The organism is Oleiphilus sp. HI0067, from assembly GCF_001635735.1.
Genome location: NZ_LWFI01000929.1, coordinates 1 through 2183 on the forward strand (window position 1 = coordinate 1; position 2183 = coordinate 2183).

The window sequence follows — 2183 nt, forward strand, 5'->3', positions numbered from 1 at the left end:
CGCGAATCAGGCTAAGAGTGAGTTCTTAGCAAATATGAGCCATGAAGTCAGAACATCGATCAATGGTATATACGGTATGTTCCAACTTCTACGTCTAAATAAGTTCTGAGATAGCCCTGTCTATTATGATTTGATCGATAAAGGCCGTACATCCTGTAACTCCCTACTTTCAATCGTGAATGACATTCTCGATTACTCGAAAATTGAGGCTGGTAAGATTGAGCTAGAGTGCATTCCGTTCGATATTGTTGATCTAATCGAAACTGCAGAGTTCATGTTTAAAGACGCGGCCTCAGAAAAAGGAATCGGATTAGAGTTTATTTTTCCTCGAGAGTTTAATCATTACTACAAGGGCGACCCTGTACGGATCAAGCAAATCTTACTCAACCTCTGTTCAAACGCGATTAAGTTTACAGAGGAAGGGAGTGTGACGATCCATGTTGATTGCGTTGGATCGCAAGCTGGGCAGCGCGTCCAAATCAAAATAGCAGATACCGGTATTGGCATGAGCCAAGATCAGGTAGAGAAAGTCTTTTCTCGATTTGAACAGGCCGACACAACTACAACTCTAGAATTTGGTGGGACAGGTTTAGGTGTCCCGATCACAAAAGCTGTGGTCGATTTAATGATTGGAGATCTGTCTGCAATAAGCGTGCAAGGCAAAGGCACAGAGTTTACTGTTTCCCTGCCTTTAGAGTTCGCTGAGGCAGCTGAGCTTAAAGAAGAAAAGGCAGATGTGCCTCCGCCAGATTTGTCAGGCAAACGCGCACTCATAGTTGAGGATAATCAAATTAACCAAGTGGTATGTGAAACCATGCTTTTGCCAACGAACGCAGACGTCATGATCGCTGAGAACGGTCAAGAGTGCTTAGATCTTTTAAAGCATTAAGTGTTTGACTTGATATTGGTGGATATTCAAATGCCGGTCATGGGTGGCAATACTGCGTGTGAGCATATCAGAAGCACTGACAAGCAGCAGAAAGTAATCGTGCTTACAGCAAACGTCATGGCTGATGATAGAAAATATATGAGGAAGCTGGTTTCGACGATTGCATCGCAAAACCAGTTGATGTCAACGTGCTTTATCAAGGGTTAATAAAGCACGTATTAGATAATTAAACTTTGCCCTAATTAGATTTCTCTAATTCCGAGAATTTTGTCAGCGCTGTTTCTGATTTCTCTATATTTATCTGCATCCTCAATGAGCACATCCACATCAGTTTCATCGAAGAGCGTTTTAAGGCGTTCTTGAGCTGCTTCTTTCTTGACGATTTTTGGAAACAACGTTTTAACACAGCGCAGCATAACTTCTGGGGAGACTGATGCTCCAGGCGAAGCGCCTAACAATGTTCCGTAGCTCAAATCTTCAGACGTCACAATTTCAGTACCCATTTGTAGATCGCCATCTTTAATGATCTGAACGCGCTGGCCTGCTTGAACTACCTTCCAATTGAATTTATTGCTAAGACCCGGCGCAAACTCATCAAGTGTTTTTAACATCGCGCTTTCGCCCTTGAATGTTTCTTTAAACAAGTAAGTGACGAGAGGGAAATGTTCACGGGCAACATTAAGAAGGTTAGGAATGTCGTGTAAATGGACCATTCGAATGAACTCCACGATTCCTCTACCCTTCTCTAAAATCGGCGAGAACGTCGCAAATGGGCCAAATAGTAGATAATATTTACCGTCAGCAACACGCAGATCTAAGTGCGGAACTGACATTGGCGGTGCGCCAACAGCGGCTTTACCATATGTTTTTGCGCCATATGATTGGGCGACTTCTTTATCTATCTCTGCTGCAAGAAAACGACCACCAACTGGGAAACCTGAGAAGCGCCGACCTGCTGGTAGATGGCTCGCTTTTAAAATAGGGAAAGCACCACCGCCGGCGCCAACAAATAGCTTGTCTGCGCGCACCTGTTTCGCCACGCCGTTTTGTTCGCATTCAATCAACCAGCTACCAGATGGGCTCTTGTGCACGCGTTTAACATGCGTATTGTATTGAATATCCGCACTCTGCTCATTTTCCATATGCTGAGCAAGTTGCTTAGTAATCGACTCGAAGTTGACATCGGTGCCATGGTCAACGCGTGTTGCAGCCATCTTCTGATGACGAGATCGACCTTCCATCGTTAGTGGAATCCAGCTTTGAATTTCATCGAAGTCTTCTGACAACTTCATCT

At 44.1% G+C, this 2183-nt stretch carries 4 protein-coding genes; 3 read left to right on the forward strand and 1 reads right to left on the reverse strand.

The features are described 5' to 3' along the window. From A3739_RS31435 to A3739_RS11230, 3 genes are all read left to right on the forward strand, one after another. On the forward strand, nt 1-109 hold a 109-nt coding region (locus tag A3739_RS31435; RefSeq protein WP_369821105.1), incomplete at its 5' end, for a histidine kinase dimerization/phospho-acceptor domain-containing protein. A gap of 21 nt (nt 110-130) precedes the next feature. Continuing rightward, nucleotides 131-889, forward strand: a complete 759-nt coding sequence (locus tag A3739_RS11225) for an ATP-binding protein (RefSeq protein WP_156503837.1) — start codon at nt 131-133, stop codon at nt 887-889. Next, entirely contained in the window at nt 890-1096 is a 207-nt protein-coding gene (locus A3739_RS11230; protein ID WP_068474989.1) for a response regulator, read from the forward strand. Nucleotides 1097-1131: 35 nt separating this feature from the next. On the opposite strand, the gene A3739_RS11235 is transcribed toward A3739_RS11230, so the two are convergent. Further along, a partial coding sequence (locus tag A3739_RS11235; protein ID WP_068501353.1) for a malate:quinone oxidoreductase occupies nt 1132-2183 on the reverse strand: 1052 nt, incomplete at its 5' end.